Below are 1149 nucleotides of genomic sequence, written 5' to 3'. Positions count from 1 at the left end.
TGGCTTAATTTTGGATCTGGGCTAGAAGAAAGAGCAGAGTAGCTGCTAGGAGTATCGCCATCTATAAATTTTGATCGCATATAATTCCTTTTTTAATTCATTAAAAAATAAATAATAATTTTAAATCAATTTAGCTATTTTGTTGAGAAATAATAGAGTCAATTTTTCTTGCTACCTGGGTATCTCTTGATCAGTAGCAAGTTGATAATATCTCAGAGCTTCTTGACGGAATTGTACAACATCTAGCCCCTTTTTTACAGATTTAGAGTTTCAAGCTCGTATTGGGCATCTGCATGGCCTTGATTGGCAGCAAGCTGAAAATATTTAGTAGCTTCTTGATTCGATTGGGAGATACCTCGACCCTTTTTATATCTAATTCCAATAATGAATTGAGCATCTGCATGACCTTGTTCGGCAGCGAGTTTGTAATATTTAATAGCTTCTTGATCTGATTGGGTAACACCCCGCCCATTAGCATACCTGATTCCAAGGTTATATTGAGCATCTGCATGACCTTGTTCGGCAGCGAGTTTGTAATATTTAATAGCTTCTTGATCTGATTGTGTAATACCCAGCCCATTGGAATATCTAACTCCAAGGTTATATTGAGCATCTGCATGACCTTGTTCGGCAGCGAGTTTGTAATATTTAATAGCTTCTTGATCTGATTGTGTAATACCCAGCCCATTGGCATACCTGATTCCAAGGTTATATTGAGCATTTGCCTGACCTTGATCGGCAGCGAGTTTGTAATATTTAATAGCTTCTTGATCTGATTGTGTAATACCCCGCCCATTGGTATACCTGACTCCAAGATTATATTGAGCATCTGCATGACCTTGATCGGCAGCGAGTTTGTAATATTTAATAGCTTCTTGATCTGATTGTGTAACACCCCGCCCATTGGAATATCTAACTCCAAGGTTATATTGAGCCTTTGCATTCCCTTGATCGGCAGCGAGTTTGTAATATTTAATAGCTTCTTGATCTGATTGTGTAACACCCCACCCAGTGGCATATATGACTCCAAGATTATATTGAGCTTTTGCATCGCCTTGGTCTGCCAAAAGTTTAGTTGGTAAAAATGAGGGAGAAGAAGAGTAAATAATTTTACTTTTTTTACCGCTCCAAAAAGACTTCCAATCTTCT

1 protein-coding gene is annotated in these 1149 nt (G+C 37.9%); it reads right to left on the bottom strand.

Annotation, left to right across the window (positions count from 1 at the left end; translation table 11 throughout):
* Nucleotides 1–254: 254 nt before the first annotated feature.
* Nucleotides 255–1149: SEL1-like repeat protein (locus tag BU804_RS02620; protein ID WP_079988571.1), on the bottom strand; the 895-nt coding region annotated here is incomplete at its 5' end.

The organism is Candidatus Protochlamydia sp. W-9 (assembly GCF_001950615.1).
In the GTDB taxonomy this organism is placed as follows: domain Bacteria; phylum Chlamydiota; class Chlamydiia; order Chlamydiales; family Parachlamydiaceae; genus Protochlamydia; species Protochlamydia amoebophila.
Note: the sequence above shows the minus strand (reverse complement) of the source record. Positions and strands in the feature narration are given on the sequence as shown.